20 protein-coding genes and 2 pseudogenes are annotated in these 24756 nt (G+C 72.1%); 14 read left to right on the plus strand and 8 right to left on the minus strand.

Going from position 1 to position 24756, the window contains the following annotated elements:
• Positions 1-14: 14 nt before the first annotated feature.
• On the minus strand, positions 15-986 hold the full coding sequence (locus tag ABZ857_RS20730; protein WP_357045172.1) for an aldo/keto reductase: 972 nt from the start codon (positions 984-986) through the stop codon (positions 15-17).
• A gap of 58 nt (positions 987-1044) precedes the next feature.
• Here ABZ857_RS20730 and ABZ857_RS20735 point away from each other — a divergent pair, with 58 nt between their 5' ends.
• On the plus strand, positions 1045-1500 hold the full coding sequence (locus ABZ857_RS20735) for a MerR family transcriptional regulator (protein WP_357045174.1): 456 nt from the start codon (positions 1045-1047) through the stop codon (positions 1498-1500).
• A 139-nt stretch (positions 1501-1639) separates the two neighbouring features.
• Here ABZ857_RS20735 and ABZ857_RS20740 read toward each other — a convergent pair whose 3' ends face one another.
• Complete coding sequence (locus tag ABZ857_RS20740; RefSeq protein ID WP_139578314.1) at positions 1640-2131, minus strand: helix-turn-helix domain-containing protein; 492 nt, start codon at positions 2129-2131, stop codon at positions 1640-1642.
• 94 nt (positions 2132-2225) lie between these two features.
• Here ABZ857_RS20740 and ABZ857_RS20745 point away from each other — a divergent pair, with 94 nt between their 5' ends.
• Complete coding sequence (locus ABZ857_RS20745) at positions 2226-2723, plus strand: hypothetical protein (RefSeq protein WP_319717672.1); 498 nt, start codon at positions 2226-2228, stop codon at positions 2721-2723.
• 33 nt (positions 2724-2756) lie between these two features.
• Here ABZ857_RS20745 and ABZ857_RS20750 read toward each other — a convergent pair.
• Both ABZ857_RS20750 and ABZ857_RS20755 read right to left on the minus strand, forming a co-directional pair.
• Positions 2757-3218, minus strand: a pseudogene (locus ABZ857_RS20750) (transposase); the annotation flags it as partial.
• A gap of 195 nt (positions 3219-3413) precedes the next feature.
• Entirely contained in the window at positions 3414-4766 is a 1353-nt protein-coding gene (locus ABZ857_RS20755) for a PrsW family intramembrane metalloprotease (RefSeq protein WP_357045177.1), read from the minus strand.
• A 143-nt stretch (positions 4767-4909) separates the two neighbouring features.
• Here ABZ857_RS20755 and ABZ857_RS20760 point away from each other — a divergent pair, with 143 nt between their 5' ends.
• Positions 4910-6466 carry a N,N-dimethylformamidase beta subunit family domain-containing protein gene (locus ABZ857_RS20760; RefSeq protein WP_357045179.1) on the plus strand — a complete coding sequence of 519 codons (1557 nt, stop codon included), beginning with the start codon at positions 4910-4912 and terminating at the stop codon, positions 6464-6466.
• 30 nt (positions 6467-6496) lie between these two features.
• Here ABZ857_RS20760 and ABZ857_RS20765 read toward each other — a convergent pair whose 3' ends face one another.
• Positions 6497-7441, minus strand: coding sequence for a heme o synthase (locus ABZ857_RS20765; protein ID WP_357045247.1), 945 nt, complete (start codon positions 7439-7441; stop codon positions 6497-6499).
• A 252-nt stretch (positions 7442-7693) separates the two neighbouring features.
• Between ABZ857_RS20765 and tkt the strand changes: the two genes are divergently transcribed.
• The 7 genes from tkt (at position 7694) to ABZ857_RS20800 (ending at position 16991) form a co-directional block, all read left to right on the plus strand.
• A complete protein-coding gene (tkt, locus tag ABZ857_RS20770) occupies positions 7694-9805 on the plus strand; it encodes a transketolase (RefSeq protein WP_357045249.1) in 2112 nt (703 codons plus the stop codon).
• 10 nt (positions 9806-9815) lie between these two features.
• Positions 9816-10919, plus strand: coding sequence for a transaldolase (tal, locus tag ABZ857_RS20775; protein ID WP_357045181.1), 1104 nt, complete (start codon positions 9816-9818; stop codon positions 10917-10919).
• Positions 10920-10926: 7 nt separating this feature from the next.
• Entirely contained in the window at positions 10927-12552 is a 1626-nt protein-coding gene (locus tag ABZ857_RS20780) for a glucose-6-phosphate isomerase (RefSeq protein WP_357045182.1), read from the plus strand.
• 205 nt (positions 12553-12757) lie between these two features.
• Positions 12758-14278, plus strand: a complete 1521-nt coding sequence (gene zwf / locus ABZ857_RS20785; protein ID WP_182902166.1) for a glucose-6-phosphate dehydrogenase — start codon at positions 12758-12760, stop codon at positions 14276-14278.
• A gap of 61 nt (positions 14279-14339) precedes the next feature.
• A complete protein-coding gene (locus ABZ857_RS20790; RefSeq protein WP_357045184.1) occupies positions 14340-15263 on the plus strand; it encodes a glucose-6-phosphate dehydrogenase assembly protein OpcA in 924 nt (307 codons plus the stop codon).
• Positions 15260-16039 carry a 6-phosphogluconolactonase gene (gene pgl, locus ABZ857_RS20795; protein ID WP_357045186.1) on the plus strand — a complete coding sequence of 260 codons (780 nt, stop codon included), beginning with the start codon at positions 15260-15262 and terminating at the stop codon, positions 16037-16039. The genes ABZ857_RS20790 and pgl overlap by 4 nt, the downstream gene beginning before the upstream one ends.
• A 205-nt stretch (positions 16040-16244) precedes the next feature.
• Positions 16245-16991, plus strand: a complete 747-nt coding sequence (locus tag ABZ857_RS20800; RefSeq protein WP_357045188.1) for a nucleotidyltransferase domain-containing protein — start codon at positions 16245-16247, stop codon at positions 16989-16991.
• A gap of 12 nt (positions 16992-17003) precedes the next feature.
• Here the strand turns inward: ABZ857_RS20800 and ABZ857_RS20805 are convergent, their stop codons facing one another.
• A complete protein-coding gene (locus ABZ857_RS20805) occupies positions 17004-17924 on the minus strand; it encodes a hypothetical protein (protein WP_357045190.1) in 921 nt (306 codons plus the stop codon).
• A gap of 135 nt (positions 17925-18059) precedes the next feature.
• Between ABZ857_RS20805 and ABZ857_RS20810 the strand changes: the two are divergent.
• Positions 18060-18182: pseudogene (locus ABZ857_RS20810) on the plus strand (hypothetical protein); the annotation flags it as partial.
• Positions 18183-18467: 285 nt separating this feature from the next.
• On the opposite strand, the gene ABZ857_RS20815 reads toward ABZ857_RS20810, so the two are convergent.
• A complete protein-coding gene (locus ABZ857_RS20815) occupies positions 18468-19544 on the minus strand; it encodes a GNAT family N-acetyltransferase (protein ID WP_357045192.1) in 1077 nt (358 codons plus the stop codon).
• A 196-nt stretch (positions 19545-19740) separates the two neighbouring features.
• Between ABZ857_RS20815 and ABZ857_RS20820 the strand changes: the two genes are divergently transcribed.
• Both ABZ857_RS20820 and ABZ857_RS20825 read left to right on the plus strand, forming a co-directional pair.
• On the plus strand, positions 19741-21156 hold the full coding sequence (locus ABZ857_RS20820) for an FAD-binding oxidoreductase (RefSeq protein ID WP_357045194.1): 1416 nt from the start codon (positions 19741-19743) through the stop codon (positions 21154-21156).
• 10 nt (positions 21157-21166) lie between these two features.
• Positions 21167-22774 carry an amidohydrolase gene (locus ABZ857_RS20825; protein WP_357045196.1) on the plus strand — a complete coding sequence of 536 codons (1608 nt, stop codon included), beginning with the start codon at positions 21167-21169 and terminating at the stop codon, positions 22772-22774.
• Positions 22775-22822: 48 nt separating this feature from the next.
• Here ABZ857_RS20825 and ABZ857_RS20830 read toward each other — a convergent pair whose 3' ends face one another.
• Positions 22823-23716 carry an MBL fold metallo-hydrolase gene (locus ABZ857_RS20830; protein WP_357045198.1) on the minus strand — a complete coding sequence of 298 codons (894 nt, stop codon included), beginning with the start codon at positions 23714-23716 and terminating at the stop codon, positions 22823-22825.
• 116 nt (positions 23717-23832) lie between these two features.
• Here ABZ857_RS20830 and ABZ857_RS20835 point away from each other — a divergent pair, with 116 nt between their 5' ends.
• The gene (locus ABZ857_RS20835; RefSeq protein ID WP_357045200.1) at positions 23833-24720 is read left to right on the plus strand and encodes a LysR substrate-binding domain-containing protein; all 888 of its coding nucleotides are present in this window, start codon (positions 23833-23835) and stop codon (positions 24718-24720) included.
• Positions 24721-24756: the final 36 nt, after the last annotated feature.

Here is a 24756-nt window from a genome sequence, read left to right on the forward strand (position 1 = left end):
GGCGGCGCGGGGAATCACCACGCGTAGGCTTCCGGGGCCGGCCCGCCGGGACCGGGGAAGATCTCGTCCAACCGGGCCAGCTCGGCCGCGCCGAGGCGGAGGTCGAGAGCGGCCAGCGAGTGGTCGAGCTGCTCCAGCGTGCGCGGGCCGATGATCGGGCCGGTCACACCGGGCTGGTGGAGCAGCCAGGCCAGCGCCACCGTGGCCGGGTGACGCCCGATCTCGTCGCAGAACGCCTCGTAGTCCGCGACCCGCTCGCGGTTGGCCGCCAGCCGTTTCGCGGTGAGATCCGATCCCGACGCCCGCCCGCCACTCGTCTTGCGCAAGATCCCCCCGAGGATGCCACCGTACAGCGGCGACCACGGGATGACGCCGAGGCCGTACTCCCGCGCGGCCGGCAACACCTCCAGCTCCGCCGTCCGCTCGGCGAGGTTGTACAGCGACTGCTCGCTCACCAGACCGAGGGAGTGGCGCCGCCGTGCGGCCTCACATGCCTGGGCGATGTGCCAGCCGGCGAAGTTGGACGAGCCGACGTAGAGCACCTTGCCCTGAGCCACGAGGATGTCCATGGCCTGCCAGAACTCGTCCCAGGGGGTGCCGCGGTCGACATGGTGCGCCTGGTAGAGGTCGATGCGGTCGGTTCGCAGCCGTCGCAGGGAGTCCTCGACCTGCTTGCGGATGTGCAGCGCGGACAGGCCGCGAGTGTTCGGCCCCTCGCCCATCGGCTCGTAGACCTTGGTGGCGAGAACGATTTCGTCCCGCTGGCCCGTCCTGGCCAGCCAGCGTCCGATGATCTGCTCGGTCCACCCCTCACCGAGCCGCCAGCCGTAGATGTTGGCGGTGTCGAAGAAGTTGATCCCCAGGTCGAGGGCGCGGTTCATGATCGCGTGACTGGTCTCCTCGGGAGTGTCCGGCCCGAAGTTCATCGTGCCGAGAACAAGCCGGGAGACCTCCATGCCGGTACGGCCGAGATGTGTGTACTGCATGAGGCGAAGCTAGAGTTTCACATCGGTTGGAACGTCAAGCCGATGTGGAGCGGATCACATGCGCATTGGCGAACTGGCGCGACGCACCTCGGTCAGCACCCGCCTGCTGCGTTACTACGAGGAGCAGGGCCTGCTCACCTCGGTGCGGCTGCCCAACGGTTATCGCGACTACGCCGACGACGCGCCCATGATCGTCGCGCAGATCAGGGGACTCCTCGCCGCGGGACTATCCACGGAGGTCATCCGCGAGCTGCTGCCGTGCGCGGAGGGCAAGGCGCCCCGGCTCACCACCTGCCCCGACCTGGACGGCATCCTGCGGGAGGCGCTCAGGGAGATCGACGAACGCATGGCGGTTCTGGCCCGCAATCGGGAGGCGTTGATCCGGTATCTCGACGGTTCCGTGCCGGAGCGTGAAGGGCCGCGGCCCTCCGTCTCCACGCCCCGGCCGCGCGGGGGGCGGACCCTACCCGTGCGCTGGAAGCGCGGCGGGGAGACCGCCCCCGCCCAGGCCTGAGGCCGTACGGGGCGGCACGTCACTCGCGATGTGAAGCTAGTGCCGCAGCATCCAACGTTTGCCCCATGGCCCAGGCGTCGGCCCCACTGCTTGGATCACGCTGCTCGTGATATGAGCTGCTCAGTACGACCCCGGGATCTCAGGAGCTTTCCACGAAGCGCGCGCCCGGCCCGGGCGTGCGACAGACGTCTTCCGGGGCGAGGTGGCTGTGCCCCGCAGCGCACTCGAGGACGACCTTGACCGGCTCGTCGCAGGAGCTCGCATCGTCGACGGGCCGGTGCCGGACGATGACCGACGGGCCCTGCGGGTCGGCGAGGTACGTGTCGCCCCATTCCAGGAGCGCCACGAGCGTGGGCCGCAACGCCCGGCCCTGCTCGGTGAGCTCGTAGGCGAAGCGCTGGCGATCCCCGGGCTCCTGATAGGGCACGCGGCGCATCACTCCCGCGGTCACCAAGGTCTCGAGCCGAGTCGCCAGGAGATTTCTGGCGATCCCGAGGCGGGAGTGGAACTCTCCGAACCGGCGCGCGCCGTCCAGCGCTTCACGAACGATCAGCAGCGACCAGCGCTCCCCCACCACCGAGAGGGCGCGCGCCACCGAGCAGTTCACTGGGTCGATTCGCCGCGTCTCCATGGGACGAGTGTACCCATCTGGGTTTACAAGCTGTACTTAGCCCTCATAGACTCCGGCCTGAGTTGAAGAACTAAACTCACAAAGGAGATCGACCATGCCCATGCTCGACGTGTACATTCCCGACGGCGCGCTCCAGCCGGACGCCGAGGCGGCCCTGCTGAACCGCATCACCGAGATCCTCGTCCGCAACGAGGGATTCGACCCAGCCGACCCGGTGAGCCGTTCCGTCTCCTGGCTCTGGCTGCACCGACCGGCCGGCATCTATGTCGGCGGAGAACCCGCGGACGCACCTCGCTACAAGGTCGTCCCGTCCGTCCCCGAGGGCCAGCTCGACGAGCAGAAGCGTGCGAGCGTCATCGCCGAGGTCACCGAGGCAATCCTCGACGCGGAGAACGGCGCCTGGCCGCGTGACGCCAGCCGGATCTGGGTATTCCCCACCGAGATCCCCGAGGGTCACTGGGGCGGCCGGGGCCAGATCAGGCCGCTCGCAACGATCCTCGCCCGACTCACCGGCGACGACACCAAGCGGGCCCGTACGCTCGCGCGTGAGAGGATCGCTGCCACCCGAGCCGAACACGCCCGCCTGCCCTGATGAGCGGCGAATGAAGTGGGGATCGATGCGGTTGAGCCAGGAGCTGTTGGTCGGCGTGTAGGCGAGTTCGACGTTGTTCGCCGCGGCCCAGTCGCCGACGCGGCTGTCCTTCTTCGTGGTCAGGTGCGGGGAGAAGTTGTCGAGCACGAACGCGATGCGGATCTCGGGCGGGTAGAGACCGCGCAGATAGCGGCGGAATTCTAGGAACTTGGTCCGGTGCTTCCTCGGCTTGATGTGGCCGTAGAGCTTGTCTTTGCCCAGGTCGTAGGCGGCGAACAGGTGTCTGACCCCGTGCGGGCGGGCGTAGGTCGCCCGTCGGCGGGGCCTCGGTTCCCGGCCGGGGTCCTTGTGCCGCCCACCGCGCTCGGCCCACTGCCGCCCAGGGTGGGGCTGGAGGTTAAGCGGGCCGAACTCGTCCAGGCAGAAAGACGACTTCAGGCTCACCCTCCTCTGGCATGACCTCGCCGTCGGCGATCGCGCGGACAGCAGCACCATCTGGGCCCGCCGCCAGGTCACCACCGACCCGGTGCCTCTGCGGACAATCCGCAGCAGGCGCCGGCCCTCGTCGTCATCGATCTCGCGGGCGCGTACCCGTTCTGCCACCCGGGCAGCCTGGCGACACCGCGCCGCACGACCAGCATCCGAACGGCGCGTCACGTCACTACGGGGCAAAGGTTCTCTGATGCGGCACTAGCTGCCCCACCCGGGGTCCTGCGGCCCGTTCTGCGGCGGGTTCGGGCCGCCCATGGGGGGCCGGCCGGGAGGCGGCCCGCCCGGCGGCGGACCGTAGCCCTGCCCGCCCGGCTGCTGCCCGTACCAGGGCGGCACCGCGGGGCCGCCGCCCGGCCACCGGCCCGGGGGCGGGGCCCCCGGCGCGTACCCCGGCGGGGGCACCCCTCGCGCGGCGTTCGCCTGGTGGCGCTCCGGCAGCGGGAACGAGAGCCGGGCGTAGGCCATGAGGTCCGCGAGCGACCGCTGCTGGGCGCGGAAGGTCTCCTCGTCCACCCCGCCCCGGGCCGCGCGGGCGTGCAGCAGCCCGAGCTCGGTGGAGGCGATCTGGTAGTCGATCATCGCCCGTGCCCCGGCCCTGCCGCCGTGGGCCTTGGCCCACGCCCTGGCCTGCCGCCGCCTGCGCAGGGACGACAGCATGAAGATGTCGGCCTGGTTGATCAGCCCGTTGCGCTCGTACGGCGGCAGGTAGTGCTGGATCAGGCCGACGATCCGGCGTCTGTCCCGGAAGATCACGATGATCTCGACGACGAGCAGCATCATCAGCAGCAGGTAGGCGATGGCCAGCCCGCCGAGGCCGCCGAAGGAGGCGAAGCCGTTCCAGAGGCCGTGCAGCAGCATCGCGCCGATCCACCCGATGACGATGGCGACGACCCCCACCGCGCCCCCGCGCTGGGCGGCGTACGCCACCGCGATGCCGATCAGGGAGGTGAACAGCGGATGGGCGAACGGCGACAGCACCGCCCGCAGCACGAGCGTGGCGGCCAGCCCCTGCGCGCCGTTCTCCTCCAGGGCGGCCAGGTAGTAGCTGACGTTCTCCGACATGGCGAAGCCGAGCCCCACCATGCTGGCGTAGATGATCCCGTCGGTGGGCCCGTCCAGCTCCTGCCGCCGGAACCACAGCAGCCCGAGCAGGACCAGCCCCTTGGCCGTCTCCTCCACGGGCGGGGCTCCGAACGTGGCGACGAGGTTGCGCGCGCTGGTCGCGTCCCCGAGCTGGTGGGCCACGTAGACGAGGTTGAGCGAGTTGAGCACGCCGGCGAGCAGGACGGCGATGCCGGCGCCCCAGGCGAACGCGAAGATCAGGTTGCTGCGCGGCTCCGGTTCCATCCGGTCGAGGGCGAGCACGCCCGCGAGCAGCAGCGGCACCGGAGCCACGGCGAGCCCGAGCGCGATGAAGAACTGGACCGGCTCGCCGTTGATGATGTCGAAGGAGAACGACGCCAGGGCACAGATCCCTGCGACGACCAGACCCACGATGAGGCCGATGGACGGACGCTCCCTGAGAACGGCGCGGGGGTCGAGGCCTGCCACTGTGCGACTGTAACCGACCACGCCCGCCGCGGTCCTCCTCAGGCCCCAAAAGATCCCCACGCATTCCGTGCGGGCAAGTATCTCGCGGGCCGGGCGTGTCGGCCGTCCTGACCACGTCCCGGTTGCGGGCACAATGGGCGATCATGGATGTCGCACCACGTGGCGGGCTCGGACGACGCGGATTCCTCCGTGTCGCGTGCGCCGCCGCCGTCGGCTCGGTCGCCGCATGCGCGCCCGGGTCCCGGGAAGCCTCCGCCCCCGCCTCGCCGACCCCCTCTCCCACCTCCACGTCGCCGGCCAGGAGGCCGGCGCAGGAGCGGCTGCTGCCCGGCGACCCGGACTGGCGGGTGCGCAGGCGCGGCCCCGACGAGGCGATCGAGGGCTACAGCGACCGCGCGAGCGTGCTGCCCGGGGAGACGTTCGGGCTGCACGTCTCCACCACCGAGGGCCGCTACCGGGTCACGGCCTACCGGATGGGCTGGTACGGCGGGACACTCGCCCGCCGGGTGTGGCGTTCGGGGTGGGCGAGGGGGCGCGACCAGGGCCGCGGACGGCTCGCCGGGGACACCCGCACCGTACAAGCCGGGTGGCGGCGTTCCCTGACCGTGTCCACCGAGGGCTGGCCGGAGGGGGCCTACCTGCTGCGCCTGGACACCGAGCGCGGCCACCAGCGGTACGTGCCGCTGGTCGTGCGCTCGGCCTCAGGGGCCGGGCGCACGGTCCTGGTCCACGCCACCCCGACCTGGCAGGCGTACAACCGGTGGGGCGGCTACAGCCTCTACTACGGCGAGGACGGCCGCTACGAGAGCCGCTCGCTCGCGGTCAGCTTCGACCGCCCCTACGACCGCACGGGGATGGAGAAGTTCCTCATCCACGAGCGGCCGGTGGTGGCGCTGGCCGAGCGGCTCGGCCTGCCCCTGGCGTACACGACGGGCGGCGACCTGGAGGCCGGCGACGACGTGCTCACCGGCGCCTCGGCGGTGATCTTCCTGGGACACGACGAGTACTGGACGCCCGGGGTGCGCCGCACCGTGACCGAGGCCCGCGACGCGGGCGCCAACCTGGCCTTCCTGGGCGCCAACACCTGCTACCGCCGCGTCCGCCTGGAGAAGGACGGCAGGACGGTGGTCTGCTACAAGACGGCGGTGGACCGCGACCCGCTGGTCCGCACGCGCCCGTCGCTGGCGACGACCGATTTCCGGGCGGCGCCGAAGGCCGATCCCGAGTCGTCGCTCATCGGGGTCTACTACGACGGATATCCCGTGGACGCGCCGTTCGTGGTGCACGAGCCCCGCCACTGGATCTTCGCGGGCACCGGAGTGCGCCGCGACGACGCGTTCCCCCACCTCGTGGGCGTGGAGTACGACCGGGTGAACACGGACGTGCCGACGCCCAGGCCGCTGCAGATCCTCGCCCACTCGCCGGTGACCTGCGCGGGGCGGCCCAGCTTCGCCGACGCGGCCTACTACACGGTCCCGAGCGGGGCCGGGGTGTTCGCCTCGGGGACCATGCGGTGGGCCGAGACGCTCATGGCACGCACCCGCGACCTGCCCGGGGCGCACGGGATCGACGCGCGTACGCGGGCCTTCGTCACCGCCGCGACGACCAACCTGCTGAAGGGCTTCGCCGAAGGCCCCGCCGCCGAGCGCCTTCCCACGCCCGACGACAACGTCCGCAGGACCTACCGGCGATCTCCCTGACGGGGGCACGCCCGGGGGCACTCAGGTAGATCAGACGAGCAGGGAGTCGAGCGCGACGGCGAGGAACAGCAGCGCCAGGTAGATGTTCGACCAGTGGAAGAACCGCATCGGGCGCAGGGCGACGCCGGTCTTGCCGGCGTTCACCCGGCCGAGCAGGCGGTAGACCTCGACCAGGCAGACCGCGCCGAGCACGAGCGCGGCGGCCGGGTAGAGCAGGGAGGTGCCGGCGATCGGCCACAGCAGCAGCGAGCACAGCACGGTGGCCCAGGTGTAGGCGACGACCTGCTGGACGACCCGGCGCTCGGTGGTGACCACCGGGAGCATGGGCACCTCGGCCGCCGCGTAGTCCTCGCGGTAGCGCATGGCGAGCGTCCAGGTGTGCGGCGGCGTCCAGAAGAACACCACGCCGAACAGCACGACCGGGGCCCACGACAGCCCGCCGGTGATGCCGGCCCACCCGATCAGCACCGGCATGCAGCCGGCGATCCCGCCCCACACGATGTTCTGCGACGTGCGCCGCTTGAGCACCAGCGAGTACACGAAGACGTAGAACAGGATCGCGCCCAGCGCCAGCGCCGCGGCCAGTACGTTGACCGCGAGGGCGAGCCCGAGCGTGGAAAGAGTGCCGAGAATCACACCGAAAACCAGCGCGCCCGTCGGCGACACGTCGTGCTTGGCGAGCGGCCGCCTGCGGGTGCGCCGCATCGTCCGGTCGATGTCCCGGTCGATGTAGCAGTTCAGGACGTTCGCGCTGCCTGCCGACAGAGTGCCGAACACCATGGTGGCGGCCGCGGTCCACAGGTCGGGCAGGCCATGCGCCGCCAGGAACATGACCGGCAGGGTCGTGATCAGCAGCAGCTCGATGATCCGGGGCTTGGTGAGCGCCACGTAGGCCTTCACGAGCGCCCCGATGGAGCGGGGAGCCGTGGCCGTCGCGGTGGACCCGAGGGGGGCCGCCGTCTGCTTGTTCGTCAGGACCGTCAAGGCGCTTCCAACACGTGCGGGGTCAACGCGTAACCTCTGATTAGGGCGGATCTCCGGGCAGCCTGTCTCCGGGCAGCGGCCGGCACTTGCGAAATCACTGTAGTCGCCACCGCAGGTGGTCCCCGAACCGGGGCCGAAGCCGCAGGCGCCGTTACCGAGGTGGCTACCAAACGGTATTACGAGGAACCCGTTAGGGTCCCCTGTGGGCGGGAAATGCCAGAACCGGCGCGAAAACAAGAGGGGATCGAGCAGTTGAGCAGCGCAAGCCTTGAGTGGAGTGACCTTGACCGGCAGGCGGTCGACGTCGTGCGGGCCCTGGCGATGGACGCCGTGGAGAAGGCGGGATCGGGTCACCCCGGCACCGCGATGAGCCTCGCGCCCGCCGCCTACCTTCTCTTCCAGCGGGTCCTGCGTCATGACCCCTCGGATCCCAAGTGGGCGGGACGAGACAGGTTCGTCCTTTCCTGCGGGCATTCGAGCCTGACGCTCTACATTCAGCTCTACCTGTCCGGCTACGGCCTGACCCTGGACGACCTCAAGGCGCTCCGGCAGTGGGGCAGCCTCACTCCGGGCCACCCCGAGTACGGCCACACGGCCGGCGTGGAGACCACGACCGGCCCGCTCGGCCAGGGCATCGGCAACGCCGTCGGCATGGCCATGGCGGCCCGCCGCGAGCGTGGCCTGTTCGACCCGGACGCCGCGCCCGGCGCCTCGCCGTTCGACCACATGATCTGGTGCTTCGCCTCCGAGGGTGACCTCGAGGAGGGCATCAGCCACGAGGTCAGCGCCCTCGCCGGCCACCAGAAGCTCGGCAACCTGGCCGTGGTCTTCGACTCCAACCACATCTCCATCGAGGACGACACCCAGATCGCCCTGTCCGAGGACATCGCCAAGCGCTACGAGGCGTACGGCTGGCACGTCCTGGAGGTCGACTGGACCGCCACCGGCGAGTACAAGGAGGACGTCCAGGCGCTGTACGACGCGCTGGAGGCGGCCCGCGCCGAGACCGAGCGGCCGACGTTCATCAAGCTCCGCACGATCATCGGCTGGCCGGCGCCGAACAAGCAGAACACCGGCAAGATCCACGGCTCGGCCCTGGGCGCCGACGAGGTCGCCGCGACCAAGCGCGTCCTCGGCATGGACCCCGACAAGAGCTTCGACGTTCCCGCCGAGGTGCTCGACCACGCGCGTGAGGTCGTCGCCCGCGGCCGGGCCCTGCGTGCCGAATGGGACAAGGGTTACCAGAGCTGGCGCGAGGCCAGCCCCGAGCGGGCGGAGCTGTTCGACCGCATCTCCGCGCGCAAGCTGCCGGAGGGCTGGGACAAGGCGCTGCCGTCGTTCGAGATCGGCTCGCAGGTCGCCACCCGGAAGGCGTCCGGCGAGGTGCTGAGCGCGCTCGCGCCGGTGCTGCCGGAGCTGTGGGGCGGCTCGGCCGACCTGGCGGAGTCCAACAACACCACGATGAAGGGCGAGCCGTCCTTCATCCCGGACGAGTACCAGACCAAGGAGTTCCCCGGTAACCGGTACGGCCGCACGCTGCACTTCGGCATCCGCGAGCACGGCATGGGCGCGATCCTGAACGGGATCGCGCTGCACAACGGCACGCGTCCGTACGGCGGCACGTTCCTGGTGTTCAGCGACTACATGCGGCCGTCGGTGCGGCTCGCCGCGCTGATGAAGCTGCCGGTGACCTACGTCTGGACGCACGACTCGATCGGCCTCGGCGAGGACGGCCCGACCCACCAGCCGATCGAGCACCTGTGGGCGCTGCGCGCGATCCCCGGCCTGGACGTCGTCCGCCCGGCCGACGCCAACGAGACGGCGGCCGCGTGGAAGGCCGTCCTCGAGCACAACGACCGCCCGGCGGGCCTCGCCCTGACCCGGCAGAACGTCCCCACCCTCGACGGCACGGGCGACCCCGACGCCGTCGCGCGGGGCGGCTACGTCCTGCAGGACGCGTCCAACGGCCAGCCCGCGGTCGTGATCATCGGCACCGGCAGCGAGGTCCAGCTCGCCGTCGAGGCCCGCACGATCCTGGAGTCGCAGGGCATCCCGACCCGCGTGGTCTCGATGCCGTGCGTGGAGTGGTTCCGGGCGCAGGACGCCGCCTACAAGCAGACCGTGCTGCCCCCCGCCGTGAAGGCCCGGGTCGCGGTCGAGGCGGGAATCACGCTCGGCTGGCGCGAGTTCGTGGGAGATGCGGGCGAGGTCCTGGGTCTCGAGCACTTCGGCGCCTCCGCGCCGTACAAGACGATCTACGAGCAGTTCGGCCTCACCGCCGACCGCGTCGTCGCCGCCGCCAAGGCCAGCCTGGCCAAGACGGGCGCCGACAAGGGCGAGACGACCGGAAACTGAGGGACGAAGGATGAATGAGAATCTGAAGCGGCTGACGGACGCCGGAGTCTCCATCTGGCTCGACGACATCAGCCGGGAGCGGCTGCGCTCCGGCAACCTCGCCGCCCTGATCCGCGACAAGAACGTGACGGGCGTCACCTCCAACCCCACGATCTTCGCCTCCGCGCTGAGCAAGGGCGACGCCTACGACGCGCAGCTGCGCGACCTGGCCACCCGCGGGGTGACGGTCGAGGAGGCCGTACGCGCGATCACCACGTTCGACATCCGCTGGGCGGCCGACGTGCTGCGGCCGGTCTTCGACGCCACCCGCGGCGTCGACGGGCGCGTGTCGATCGAGGTGGACCCGCGCCTGGCCCGCAAGACCGAGGCGACGATCGCCGAGGCCCGCGCGCTGTGGTGGCTGGTCGACCGGCCCAACGTGCACATCAAGATCCCGGCGACCGTCGAGGGCCTGCCGGCGATCACCCAGGCCATCTCCGAGGGCATCAGCGTCAACGTCACGCTGATCTTCTCGCTGGAGCGGTACCGCCAGGTGATGGACGCCTGGCTGAGCGGGCTGGAGAAGGCGAAGGCCAACGGCCTCAACCTCGCCACGATCGAGTCGGTCGCGTCGTTCTTCGTCAGCCGCGTCGACACCGAGATCGACAAGCGCCTCGACAAGATCGGCACGCCGGAGGCCGCCGAGCTGAAGGGCAAGGCCGCCGTGGCCAACGCCCGCCTGGCGTACGCCGCGTACGAGGAGGTCATGAACTCGCCGCGCTGGCAGGCGCTGCGCGCTGCCGGCGCGCACCCGCAGCGCCCGCTGTGGGCCTCCACCGGGGTGAAGAACCCCGACTTCCCCGACACCCTGTACGTGGAGCAGCTGGTCACGGCCGGGGTCGTCAACACGATGCCGGAGAAGACGCTGGACGCCTCGGCCGACCACGGCCGGATCTCGGGCGACACGATCCGCCCCTTCTACCAGCAGGCGTGGGACGTCATGGCCTCGCTCAAGCAGGCCGGCATCGACTACGACGACGTCGTCCGCGCGCTGGAGGAGGAGGGCGTCGAGAAGTTCGAGACGTCCTGGAGCGAGCTTCTCGAAACCGTCGACGGCGAGCTGCGGAAGGCCTGAGCTGCATATGACAATCGAGGTGACCCTCGGCGACGAGGCGGACGCCGTCAAGGCGGTCAAGGACAAGCTCGTGGCCGAGGGGGTGCCCGCGGCCCTCGCCGCGGGCGACTCCACGCTGTGGGGCCCGCAGGCGCAGTCCGAGGCCGCGATCCGGCTGGGCTGGCTCGGCCTGCCCCGCAGCAGCCGGGAGCTGCTGCCGGAGATCGCCAAGCTGGTGGAGCGGGCCCGCGCCGAGGGCCTTGACCACGTGGTGCTGGCCGGCATGGGCGGCTCCTCCCTCGCCCCAGAGGTGATCTGCGCCACCGAGGACGTGCCGCTGACCGTCCTCGACACGACCGACCCGCACCAGGTGCGGCGCGCGCTCGCCGACCGGCTCGACCGCACGATCGTCGTGGTGGCGAGCAAGAGCGGCGGCACCATCGAGACCGACAGCCACCGGCGCGTCTACGAGCAGGCGTTCCGCGACGCGGGGATCGACCCGGCCGAGCGGATCGTGGTCGTCACCGACCCCGGCTCCCCGCTGGAGCGCACGGCCATCGAGGCCGGATATCCGGTCGTGCTCGCCGACCCGAACGTGGGCGGCCGCTACAGCGCGCTCACCGCGTTCGGCCTGGTGCCGAGCGCCCTGGCGGGCGCCGACGTGGCCAGGCTGCTCGACGACGCCGCCGCGGTGGCGCCGCTGCTCGCGCAGGACGAGGGCAACCCGGGCCTGGAGCTCGGCGCGCTGCTCGGCGCGCAGGCGCTGCACGGGCGCGACAAGCTGATCCTGCGCGACGCGCCGTCCGACATCACGGGCCTGCCCGACTGGATCGAGCAGCTCATCGCCGAGTCGACCGGCAAGGAGGGCAAGGGCATCCTGCCCGTCGTCGGCGCCGAGGCGGCCGAGGCGGGCGACCAGTTCCTCGTCACCATCGGGCCCGACAGCGGCACGACCGTCGACGGCCCGCTCGGCGCGCAGTTCCTCGTCTGGGAGTACGCCACGGCGGTCGCGGGCCGGGTGCTCGGAATCAACCCGTTCGACCAGCCGAACGTCGCCGAGTCGAAGGAGAACACCACCCGGATCCTGCAGGAGGCCGGGGACGGCCCGCTGCCGACCGGCACCCCGGTGCTCACCGACGGCCCGGTCGAGGTGTACGGCGACCTGCCCGGCGACCTCAAGAACCTGGCCGACGTCCTCACCTGGCTGCTGCGCGCGATTCCCGAGCGCGGCTACCTGGCGATCATGGCGTACCTCGACCGCGAGGCCGCGTTCGACGCGGCGGTCGTCGGCGAGGCGTCCTTCGAGGAGATGACCGACACCTGGGCGAGCGCCGACGTCGCCACCCTGCGGGCGCTGCTCGACTACCGCACCGACCACGCGGTCACGTTCGGCTGGGGCCCGCGCTTCCTGCACTCCACCGGCCAGTACCACAAGGGCGGGCCGGCGTCGGGTGTGTTCCTGCAGATCACCGGGGCGGTCACCGACGACGTCGAGGTCCCCGGCAAGCCGTACACGCTGGGCAGGCTGCAGCTCGCGCAGGCGCTGGGCGACCTGGGAGCCCTGACATCCCGTGGCAGGCCGGCCGTGCGCCTGCATCTCACCGACCGCGTCGCCGGGGTCAGGCACCTGCTCTCCGTGGCGGAGGAGCTCTGACCATGCGATGCGTTACTGGCGAAGGGCCCGTCCGCAGGGAGGACACATGACGGAGCGACAGGAGCCGCAGGCCCCCGCCGACGACGCCCGGCAGGCGCCGGACGCGCCCAGCGCCGCCCAGCGGGTGGGGGACGAGCTGACGGACGCGGAGCGGGTGGTCCTGGCCGCCGCTCAGGCCGCCACGACCGCGACCACCGCGCCGGTCATGGCCGCCAACCCGCTGCGCGACCCGCGCGACCGGCGCCTGCCCCGGGTCGCCGGGCCGTGCGTGCTCGTGCTGTTCGGCGTCACCGGTGACCTCGCCAAGCGCAAGCTGCTGCCGGCGATCTACGACCTGGGGAACCGGGGGCTGCTGCCCCCGGGCTTCTCCCTGGTCGGCTTCGCCCGCCGCGACTGGGCGCACGAGGACTTCGCCCAGGTCACGTACGAGGCGGTCAAGGAGCACGCGCGGACGCCGTTCCGCGAGGAGGTCTGGAAGCAGCTCAGCGAGGGCATCCACTTCTGCCCCGGTGAGTTCGGCGACGACGGCGCCTTCGACGTGCTCGCCATGATGCTCAAGGAGATCGACGAGACCCGGGGCACCGGCGGCAACTACGCGTTCTACCTGTCGGTGCCGCCGAAGTTCTTCCCGCTCGTGATCGAGCAGCTCAAGCGGACGAACCTGGCCAAGGGTCCCGAGGGCTCCTGGCGCCGGGTCGTCATCGAGAAGCCGTTCGGGCACGACCTGAAGAGCGCCCAGGAGCTCAACGCGATCACCAGCGCGGTGTTCCCGGAGAGCTCGGTCTTCCGGATCGACCACTACCTCGGCAAGGAGACCGTCCAGAACATCCTGGCGCTCCGCTTCGCCAACACGCTGTACGAGCCGATCTGGAACCGCGGCTACGTCGACCACGTCCAGATCACGATGGCCGAGGACATCGGCATCGGCGGCCGGGCCGGCTACTACGACGGCATCGGCGCGGCCCGTGACGTGATCCAGAACCACCTGCTGCAGCTCCTCGCGCTGGTCGCGATGGAGGACCCCACCTCCTTCGACGCCGACGCGCTGCGCCGGGAGAAGGAGAAGGTGCTGCGGGCCGTCAAGCTGCCCGCCGACCTGGCCACGGGCACCGCCCGCGGCCAGTACGTCCGGGGGTGGCAGGGCGGTGAGCCCGTCGTCGGCTACCTGGAGGAGCAGGGCATCTCCCCCGACTCCGCCACGGAGACGTACGCCGCGGTGAAGCTGGAGGTGGCCAACCGCCGGTGGGCCGGGGTGCCGTTCTACCTGCGTACGGGCAAGCGGCTCAGCCGCCGGATGACCGAGGTGGCCGTCGTCTTCCAGCGGGCGCCGCACCTGCCGTTCAGCAAGGACGACACCGAGATCCTGGGGCACAACGCGCTGGTCATCCGCGTCCAGCCGGACGAGGGCATCACGGTGCGCTTCGGCTCCAAGGTGCCGGGCACCGCCATGGAGGTCAGGGACGTCAACATGGACTTCGCCTACGGCGAGTCGTTCATGGAGTCCTCCCCCGAGGCGTACGAGCGACTGCTGCTCGACGTGCTCATCGGCGACCCGCCGCTGTTCCCGCACCAGCGGGAGGTGGAGCTGTCGTGGAACATCCTCGACCCGATCGAGGAGTTCTGGGCCTCCCAGGGCCAGCCCGAGGGGTACGCCTCCGGCTCCTGGGGCCCCGCCTCGGCCGACGCGATGCTGGCCAGGGACGGACGCGCCTGGAGGCGGCTGTGAGCGCGGCTACCGGCGTGGCTGCCGGCGAGGCGCATCCGGGGCGGAGCGAGCGGAGAGCGGTGTGACGACCTTCAACCTGACCGAGACGACCGCGTCGAAGATCTCCTCGACGCTCACCCGCCTGCGGCACCAGATGGGCGCGCCCGCCGTCGGCATGGTGCTGACCCTCGTCGTGGTGGTGGACGAGGCGGGGCAGTACGACGCCCTGCGCGCGGCCACCGAGGCGGCGCGCGAGCACCCCTCGCGCATCCTGATAGTGATCAGCCGCGACCCGGCCGAGCCCAACCGGCTGGACGCGGAGATCCGCGTGGGCGAGTCCGCGCCGGGCGAGGTCGTGCTGCTGCGCCTGTACGGCGAGCTGACCGCCCATGCCGACTCGGTGATCACGCCGCTGCTGCTCACCGACACGCCGGTGGTGGTGTGGTGGCCGGGCGAGTGCCCGGACATCCCCGCCAAGCACCCGATCGGGCACCTGGGCAGCCGCCGGATCATGGACGCCAGATCGGCCGCGGACGCGGTCGCCGCCATCTCCTCGCGGGCCGGCAGCTACGTCCCCGGCGACACCGACCTGGCCTGGACCCGGCTCACGCCGTGGCGCAGCCTCCTCGCCGCCGCCTTCGACCAGCCCATGGGGAAGGTCACCGGGGGCGTGGTGGAGGCCGCGGCGGGCAACCCCAGCGCGCCGCTGCTGGCCGCCTGGCTCTGCGACCGGCTGGAGGCGCCGATCGAGGTCGCCGACTCCGGCGGCCCCGGCCTGACGGGCGTGCGGCTGTCGATCGAGGGCGGCGGCGAGCTGACGGTGAGCAGGACCGACGCCAGGCTCGCCACGCTGTCGCGGCCCGGCAACCCGGACCGGCGGGTCGCCCTGGCCCGCAGGCCGACCTCGGAGCTGCTGGCCGAGGAGCTGCGCAGGCTCGACCCCGACGACATCTACGCCGCCGCGATCCGCCGCCTGGCGGAGATGAAGGGGCGGGGACGGGCGTGACCGGCGTTCCCACCGTCATCGTCCACCGCGACGCCGAACTGCTGGCCCAGGCCGTGGCCGCCCGCCTCATCACGCGGCTGGTGGACACGCAGGCGGCCCGCGGTTCGGCGCACCTGGTGCTGACCGGCGGCACCGTGGGCATCGCGACGCTCGCCGCCCTCGCCGGGACGGCGGCGCACGACGCCATCGACTGGCGGGCGCTCGACATCTGGTGGGGCGACGAGCGGTTCCTGCCGACCGGTGATCCCGAGCGCAACGAGACCGGCGCCCGCCAGGCCCTGCTCGACCACGTCGACGTGGACCCGGCGCGGGTGCACACCATGCCCGGCCCCGACTCGGGGATGACCCCCGAGGAGGCCGCCGCCGCGTACGCGGTGGAACTGGCCAAGGCGGCCAGGCCGGAGGACCACGGGCCGGTGCCCTCGTTCGACGTGCTCCTGCTCGGCATGGGCCCCGACGGCCACGTGGCCTCGCTGTTCCCCGGCCAACCGGCCGTCTACGAGGAGGAGCGGCCGGTCGTGGCCGTGCACGGCTCCCCCAAGCCGCCGCCGACCCGGCTGTCCCTGACGTTCCCCGCGCTGCGGGCCGCCAGGGAGATCTGGGTCGTCGCGGCGGGCGAGGAGAAGGCACAGTCGGTGAGGATGGCGCTGTCCGACGCCGGACCGTTCCAGGTGCCGGCCGCCGGAGCGCGTGGGCGGCAGCGCACGCTGTTCCTGCTCGACCGCGCCGCCGCGCACAAGATCCCGCCGTCGCTGGGCCGGATCGCCTCCCCATGAGGCACGTGCCGGCAAGGGCCGCCCGACGGGTCCGTACGCGGACCGGCCGGGCGGCCCTTGCCGCTACCGCCCATCTGCCGCCCGGCGCCGTAAGATCGTCCTCGGACGCCGGCCCGCGCGCCCGCCCCCTCTGGGCGTCATCCTCGCGCTTGTCCGCACGGCCGCCTGACCGCACCAGCCGATGTCTCAGCAGAAACGGCTTTCAATGACCGACCAGGAGTTCCTCGATCACGTCGTCGACCGGCTCGCCGCTCTGCCGGCCGTCCACGCGGTCGCCCTGGGCGGCTCCCGCGCGCAGGGCACCCACACCCCCGCCAGCGACTGGGACCTCGCCCTCTACTACCGGGGTGACTTCGACCCTGCCGACCTGCGCGCCGTCGGCTGGGAGGGCGAGGTCTCCGAGATCGGCGGCTGGGGCGGCGGCGTCTTCAACGGCGGCGCCTGGTTCACCATCGACGGGCGGCGCGTGGACGTGCACTACCGCGACCTCGACGTCGTAGAGCACGAGCTCGCCGAGGCTCAGCAGGGGCGCTTCCACTGGGAGCCGCTGATGTTCCACCTCGCGGGCATCCCCAGCTACCTGGTCGTGGCGGAGCTGGCCCTCAACCGGGTCCTGCGGGGCACCCTGCCCCGCCCCGCCTACCCGGAGCGGCTGCGCGCGGCGGCTCCGCCTATGTGGCGCGACCGGGCGGCCATGACACTCCAGTACGCCACGTCCGCCTACGCGCCGCGCGGCCAGGTGACCGAGGTCGCCGGGGCTCTCGCCACCGCCGCCACGCAGACGGCCCACGCGGTCCTCGCGGCGCGCGGCGAGTGGGTCACCAACGAGAAGCGGCTGCTGCAGCGGGCCGGCCTGCGCGGCGTCGACGCCATCGTGGCCGCGCTGCGGCCGGAGCCCGAGGCGCTCATCCAGGCGACCGCCGAGGCAGAGGCCCTGTTCGCCTCCGTCTGACCCCGAGCCGGGTCACCCCGGCTCGTCGGTTCTGCGAGCCTCGTCCAGGGCGGCGCGGGCCTGGTCGGCACGCCGGCGGGCCGAGCGGGCGGCGCGTTCGGCGTTCGTCTCCTCGCGGCGGGCGACCTCCAGCCGGTGTCCGGCCGCGTTCAGCTTGTCCTTGGCCTTGGCCAGCTTGGCCGTGAGCGTCTCGACCTTGGCCGCGCGCCGCTCGTGCTCGCGTACGGCTTCGGCCCGCTCGGCCTCCCAGTCGGCGCGGCCCCGCTCCGCCTCCCGCGCTTCCTGCTCGGCCTCGGCGAGGGCGTCCTCCAACTCCTTGATGCGGCGTTCCCGCTCCGCCTTGTGGCGTTCCTCCTCGGCGGCCCGGCGTTCCTCAGCGGCGCGGCGCTCGGCCTCGCGTCCGGCCTTCGGCGCGGGCTTCTCGCGTGCCGCCGGTTCGGGTGCGGGCCGTACGACCGGCGCGGGGGTGAAGCCGCTGTAGCTCAGGGGACGGGCCAGCCGGCCCAGGCGCACCTGCTCGGCCGCGTCCTCGTCCACCACGGCGGCGTCGAGGGTCTGCTCGATCTCCAGGTCCGCCGTGGGGACCAGCGGGTGCCCGGCCGCCTCGGCCTCCTCGCGTACGGACCGGACGAGCCGGGCGATGAGCCGGGTCCGTTCGCGCCCGGCCTCGGCCAGGGCGTCGGCGTCCTGGGCCCGCCAGGCCTCCCGCAGCCGCCGTCCGAGGTCGAGCAGCCTGCCGAGGTCGTCGCCACGCTCCCGGACTGTCCGGTTGACGGCCCAGGCGACGACGGTGGGCTTGCGCAGCGCCTTGATCCGCTTGGCCAGCGCGGCCTCTCCGGCCGTCTTCGCCTCCTTGGCCAGCGCGTCCCGGGCCGAGGTGAACTCCTCGGGCACCATGCCGTAGAGCCGGTCGGCCGCCTCGTCGAAGTCCACACACCACCAGTACCTGAGTTCCCCGTGGCGTTCCACAATGGAAGGCACTCTCAGCGTGGAATTCTTCTGTTATCACCGCGATCGGCCCGGCTCGGGACGCTGCGCGACGAGCTGGTGGAGGAGCACTGGTCCTACATGGACCGGTACGACGCGGAGATGATCGCCCGTGGCCCGATCTTCGACCGCGTCACCGACATCGCCACCGCCATCGTGCACATCGTCGACTTACCGGATCTCGCCACGGCGCGTGCGTTCGCCTTCGACGAGCACAACTACCAGGCCGGTGCGTATCGGGACGTGATCGTACGGCGATGGCGCAACGTGCTGGCGCGCACCATGTGGGACTTCCCCGGCGGCAGGGGACGGCGGCAACCGCTGTCTGGTGCTGGGCCTGGGCTCCGGGGAGGCCGCCGACCTCGTCCCGCCGCCCGGCCGGGATGTGCACGACTGGGAGTTCAGCGGGCGGCGGTAACGAACCTCGGCGATCCGTCCTGGTCCGGTGCCCTGAGCTACACCGGACCAGGAGGATCACCCGTGAGGGCGTCAGCTCGGGGAAGCCGTCGCCATCACGCCCACGGCGAGCCGCGCCTCCATCACACCGGGATCCTCGGTGTGGGTGAGCGTCGCGCCGAGGGAGCCGAGCAGCCTGCGCATGCGCGTGTTGTCGTACAGGAGGGTCGCCCTCACCTCGGCGAAGCCGAGGTCCCGGGCCTGGGCGAGGATCATGCGGGCCAGGTGGGTGCCGAGCCCCCGGCCCTGCCAGCGGTCCTCCACGAGGAACGCGATCTCCGCGATGCCCGGGTCCGAGGTGAACATCAACGAGGCAAGCCCGACGACCTGGCCGTCGTGTCCCGCGACGAGCGACTGGCCGCGCGCCCGGTCGCACAGCCGGTCGAACGTGCGCGGCGGCAGGGTGGGGTTGGCGGTGAAGTAGCGGAACCTGCGCGTCTCGGGCGAGCAGCGCTCGTGCAGGTCGCGCAGCGCCTCGCGGTAGAGCGAGGTGAGCGGCTTGACCTGCACCTCCGCGCCGTCGGCGAGCCGCACCGGCCCCTCGGCCACGGACGGTTCGGCCGACGGCTGCGCCAGCCTCACCATCGCGGCGGCGCGGGCCGCCTCGGTCAGGGTGAACGGGAGCCCGGAGCGGCGCAGCCGGATCGACCGCCGCGGCGCCACGGGCACCACCAGCAGGGTCGGGTCGGGCAGCTCCAGCGCCTCCCCCTCGTTCCGCTCGCCGTCCTCGGTCCGCCCGCGTACGGCGGTCGCGCCGTACACCCAGCGGGCGTCGTCGGCGCGCAGCAGCTCGCCCAGGATCTCCGGCAGGCGCCAGGGAGCCGAGCGCAGCCGGGCGGCGAGCAGCAGCGTCCGGGTCGGCTCGTCGGTCAGTTCGTGCGCGGTGGCGGGCACGATCCGCACCCGCCTCCCGCCCGCGGCCTCCAGCGCCTCGCGTACGGTCTCGGGGGAGGCGGGGATGTCCGTGACGAACTCGTCGACCGTGCCGTCCGTGTCGGGCTGCACCGACAGGCCCAGGATGTTGCCGCCCTTGTCGGCCAGGGCGGTCGCCAGCGACGCCAGCCGCCCGGGCCGCTCGTCCACCGTCGTACGAATCCGGAAGAACCCCATCGGTATCCGCTCCCTCCGCTGCACTGGCCTTCAGCGTGCCGGAGGGTTGTTACACGTTTGCTACACGGCGGTGAGCCGATCGTTTCCTTCCGATGGAGCACGTTACGACTACGGTTATCCGCATGTGTCTCCACGGATCTCCACGACATCCGTCGCCGAATGGCGAGATGAGCACGGATATAGCAGGATGTGCACCATGACCGCTCCCCTGTCCCCCGGTTTCGTCAACGGCGAGGTGTCCTTCTGGTACCGGTCACTGGGGGTGCCCGCACCTGGAGAGCCGCTCGGCGGCGACCTGCGGGCCGACGTGGCCGTGGTCGGCGCGGGCTACACGGGGCTGTGGACCGCCTACTACCTGAAGAAGGCCGACCCGTCGCTGCGGGTCGTCGTGCTGGAGAAGGAGTTCGCCGGGTTCGGCGCGTCGGGGCGCAACGGCGGCTGGCTGACCGGCGCGCTGGCCGGCTCGCCCGAGCGGTACGCGAAGACCCACGGCAGGGACGCCGCCCAGCGGCTGCAGCGCGCGATGTTCGAGGCCGTCGACGAGGTCATCCGCGTCGCCCGCGAGGAGGACATCGACGCCGACATCGTCAAGGGCGGCCTGCTCACCGTCGCCCGCGGCCCGGCGCAGGACCTGCGGCTGCGCGAGGAGCTGGCGGGCCAGCGCGCCTGGGGCTGGGACGCCGACGACGTCCGGCTGCTGACCACCGACGAGATGAAAAACAGGCTGCGCGTCGCGGGCGCCACCGGGGCCACCTGGAGCCCGCACTGCGCCAGGATCCAGCCCGCCAAGCTCGTCCGCGGCCTGGCGCGGGCCGTACGGGACCTGGGCGTCGAGATCTACGAGCGGACCCCCGTCACCGCGATCGCTCCGGGCCGAACGACACACCCGGCAGCGGCGGTCACGCCGTACGGGACCGTGCGGGCGGACCACGTGCTGCGCTGCACCGAGGGGTTCACCGCCACCATCACCGGTCACCACCGCGACTGGCTGCCCATGAACAGTTCCATGATCGTCACCGAGCCGCTGCCCGAGCGGGTCTGGGCGGAGATCGGCTGGCAGGGCCGCGAGCTGCTCGGCGACATGGCGCACTACTACATGTACGCCCAGCGGACGGCCGACGACCGCATCGCCTTCGGCGGGCGCGGCAGGCCCTACCTGTACGGGTCGAGGATCGACGAGCGGGGGCACACGCACGACTGGACCGTGGACGCCCTGTGGGAGCTGCTGGTGGCGTTCTTCCCCTCAGTCGCCGGGTCGCGGGTGGAGCACGCCTGGTCGGGCGTGCTCGGCGTGCCGCGCGACTGGTGCTCGGCCGTCCACCTGGACCCCGCGACCGGCCTCGGCTGGGCGGGCGGCTACACGGGTCACGGCGTGACCACCACCAACCTCGCCGGGCGCACGCTGTGCGATCTGGTGCTGCGCCGTGACACCGACCTGACCCGGATGCCGTGGGTGGACCGGCGGGTGCGCGCCTGGGAGCCCGAGCCGCTGCGCTGGCTCGGCGTCCACTCGATGTACCGTCTCTACCGCCTGGCCGACGCCCGCGAGAGCGGGGGCATGACCAGGACGTCCGTACTGGCCAGGATCGCCGACAAGATCACCGGGCACTGAAAGGCATCACGTGAGCTCCTCCCTCCTGTTCCGCGGCGGGCGCGTCTTCGTCCCCGGCGGGTTCGCCGAGGCGGTCCTCGTCCGCGACGGCGTCATCGCCGCCGTGGGGGCCGAGTCCGACCTCGTACGGCTGGCGCCCGGCGCCGAGCCGGTGGACCTCGGCGGCGGCCTGCTGACCCCGGGGTTCACCGACGCCCACATCCACCCCGTGCAGGCCGGGCTGGAGCGGGCCAAGTGCGACCTGTCCGAGGTGTACGGCCTCGACGCCTACACGGCGAAGATCGCCGACTATGCCGCGATAAATCCGGACAAGGAGTGGATCGACGGCGGCGGCTGGGACATGTCCGCCTTCCCCGGCGGCCTCCCCCACCGGTCCCAGCTCGACTTCCTCGATCGCCCGGCGTACTTCGTGCAGCGCGATCACCACGCCGCCTGGGTGAACACGCGGGCTCTGGAGCTCGCCGGGATCACGAAGGACACCCCCGACCCCGCGGACGGCCGTATCGAGCGCGATCCGGACGGCACGCCGAGCGGCGTGCTGCACGAGGGCGCCATGGACCTCGTCGGCCTGCTCACCCCGCGCCCCACCCCGGCCGACGTCGACGCCGCCCTGATGGACGCGCAGGCCCACCTGTTCTCGCTGGGCATCACCGGCTGGCAGGACGCCATCGTCGGGTCGTACGCCGGGTCGGACGACCAGCTGCCCGCCTACATCTCCGCGGCCTCCTCCGGGCGGCTGAAGGCGCGCGTGGTCGGCGCGCTGTGGTGGGACCGCGCGCAGGGCGCGGAGCAGATCCCGAGCCTGGTCGAGCGGCGCGCGACGGCCGAGGGCCTGGACCGGTTCCGGGCAACCTCGGTCAAGATCATGCAGGACGGCATCCCGGAGAACTTCACCGCCGCCGTCATCGAGCCCTACTGCCGCTGCGGCGGCACCGGCCTGTCGTACATCGACCCCGCGCTGCTCGGCGGGTACGTCAAGGAGCTCGACGCCCTGGGCTTCCAGGTGCACTTCCACGCCATCGGCGAGCGGGCCGTGCGCGAGGCGCTCGACGCGCTGACCGGCACCGACCCCGGCAACCGGCACCACATCGCGCACGTGCAGATCATCACGCCGCAGGACGTGCCGCGCTTCGCCGAGCTCGGCGTGACGGCCAACCTGCAGGCGCTGTGGGCGACCCACCACCTGCAGATGGACGAGCTGTGCATCCCCTACCTCGGCGAGGAGCGCGCCTCCTGGCAGTATCCCTTCGCCGACCTCGTACGGCACGGCACCCGCTTCGCCGGGGGCTCGGACTGGCCGGTCTCCTCGGCCAACCCCCTGGAGGCCATGCACGTGGCGGTCAACCGTACCGAGCCGGGCGGTTCGGTCCACGCGGCGTACCCCACGGCCCAGACGCCCTTCCTGCCGGAGCAGAGCCTCGACCTGCGGACGATCATGACGGCCTACACCGAGGGATCGGCCTGGATCAACCGCTCCCCCGCCGGGGTGATCGAGGAGGGCCGCCCGGCCGACCTCGTCGTCCTCGACCGCGACCCCTTCACTCTCGACCCGAAGGACATCTGGACGGCCAAGGTCGCCATGACGTTCCTCGACGGCGAGCCGGTGTACGGCGGGTGACCGGGCCGAGCGTCTCCGTGTGAACCTTCGGCGGGCCGGTCACCCGCGTCAGGCGGGATGCTCGGCGCACAGGCAGCCGACGCCCTTCTCGATCCATTCCCGGCCGGCCCACTCCGGGTGCCGCTCGATCATGAGCGCCCTGACCTCCTCGACGATCGTCTGCTCGCTCACGGCCGAGTCCCGGCGCACCCAGGTCTCGTCGCGCAGCAGTTCGAGGTAGTCGCGGACGTCGGCGAGCAGTTGCGGGCCGCCGACGTCGCCGTGGCCGGGCACCACCACACGGGGTGACGCGTCGGCCAGCCGCCGCATCACCGCAATCCAACGGGTGCCGGACACATCGGTGTCGTACGGCGGGAACCACGGGAAGATGGCGAACTGCCCGGCCTCCACGAGATCGCCCGTGAACATCACCCCGGCGTCGGGGACCGTGATCACCTGGTCGCCCCTGCTGTGCGCCCGGCCGGCGGCTCGCAGCCGCACCACCCGGCCGCCCAGGTCGAGATCGTACGCGTCGTCGTAGACGACGTCCGGGGTGGCGATCTCGACGCCCTCCAGCTGCCGGGCGACCGCTTCGCCGAGCCCCCTGAACATGTCGAGGTAGGCGGCGCCCTTCGCCGCCAGGTCCTCCGCCTGCGCCCGGTTGACCAGGAACGTCGCCTCCCCGGCGAACGCCTGCGCCCCGAACGCGTGCTCCGGGTGGAAGTGCGTCGTGGTCAGATACAGCCTGCGGCCCGCCGCGTATTCGGCCGCGAACTTGAGCACCTTTTCGGCGTTCCGCGGGCCCATCCCGGTCTCGACGACCAGCACGGAATGCGTGCCGCCGATGACGCCGATGTTGGGCACCAGCTGCACCCGGCGATTGGGGATCACCACCAGGTCGCGGGCGAGCTCCCGCACCTCCTCGATGCGTACGACGGGCTCGGGCAGCACGTGTTCAGACATGGCATTCACTCCTGAGAGAGCCTGACAATCGGGCCGCTCCAGTCCATTACGGGATGCTCCGGCGCGTCCAACACCGGTTGCGCACGCCCGATACCGTGCCGGTATCGTCGCCGGTGATGGACCTACGCTCGCTGCGCTACTTCGTGGCCGTCGCCGAGGAGCGCCACTTCGGGCGGGCCGCCGCCCGCCTGCACATGACCCAGCCGCCGCTGAGCCGCGCCGTCAGGCAACTGGAAGCCGATCTTGGCGCCCTCCTGCTGCACCGGTCGCCCACCGGCGTCACGCTGACCACCGCCGGCGCCGCGCTCTACGACGAGGCACGCGCGCTGCTGGAGCAGGCCGAGCGGGTGCGCACCCGGGTCGCCGCCGCGGCCGGCGCCGCCACCCTGACCATCGGCACGATCGCGGACAGCGCCGAGCAGGCCGGAGCCCGGCTCGCCGCGGCATTCCGCCGGCGTCACCCCGGAGTCCAGGTCCGCGTCCGCGAGGCCGACTTCACCGACCCGACCACGGGCCTTCGGGCCGGGCTCGTCGACGTCGCCCTCACCAGGGAGCCGTTCGACGACACCGGGATCACCACCCGCCTGCTGCGTTCCGACCCCATAGGCGTGGTCCTGCGGGCCGACGACCCGCTCGCCCGCCGCGAGACCCTGCGGCTGAGCGACCTCGCCGACCGCCCGTGGTTCCGGCTGCCCGACGGCGCCGATCCCGTCTGGCGCGCCTACTGGAACGCCGTCACGCCCGGGGAGGATCTCCGGGACGGCCCCGTGGTGCGCACCGTCCACGAGTGCCTGCAAGCCGTTCTGTGGAACGGCACGGTCGGGCTGGCGCCGGCGGCCCACGCGCTGCCCGAGGGGCTCACGTCGGTGCCGCTGGCCGACATGCCGCCCAGCCGCCTCGTCCTGGCCTGGAACAGCGCCGACGCCAACCCCCTGATCCGCTCGTTCACCCACATCGCCGCGGCCGTGTACCGCTCCGCGAGCAGGGAACCGGCGCATACGTGAAGGCCCTTCCCGCCGGGCGGCGGAAAGGGCCCTGTA

The sequence above is a fragment of the Microbispora sp. NPDC046933 genome (assembly GCF_040644635.1).
GTDB lineage: Bacteria > Actinomycetota > Actinomycetes > Streptosporangiales > Streptosporangiaceae > Microbispora.